The sequence below is a fragment of the Treponema sp. R6D11 genome, from assembly GCF_054786075.1.
Genome location: NZ_BDHD01001131.1, coordinates 1 through 380 on the forward strand (window position 1 = coordinate 1; position 380 = coordinate 380).

Sequence of the window (380 nt, forward strand, 5' to 3'; positions counted from 1 at the left end):
TCATAGAATAGTAATACCGTCTCCAGCTTCTATTGAAAATTGAGTGTAAGGGGAATATATGGCTGAAATCAAAAAATTCGCGGGATCCGATATAGAAATCGCCCAGACGGTGTACCCGGAACACGCGCTCCGCATCGACAGGATTGCGGAAAAGGCCGGCATACCCGATGAGTATATTGAGCATTACGGAAAATACAAGGCAAAGGTTGACTACAACTTCCTCCAAAAGAAACAGGAAGGCGTGCCTTTCAAGGAAGGCAGGCTGGTTCTGGTGACAGCCATAACCCCGACCCCGGCGGGCGAGGGCAAGACTACCACAACGGTCGGTGTCGCGGACGGGCTTTCCAGAATTGGGAAAAAAGTGATGGTCGCGCTGAGGG

The 380-nt window shown here is 51.1% G+C and carries 1 protein-coding gene; it reads left to right on the forward strand.

Annotated elements, in window-relative coordinates; genetic code table 11:
* Positions 1 to 58: 58 nt before the first annotated feature.
* On the forward strand, positions 59 to 380 hold a 322-nt coding region (locus ACYVTD_RS17795), incomplete at its 3' end, for a formate--tetrahydrofolate ligase (protein WP_461248948.1).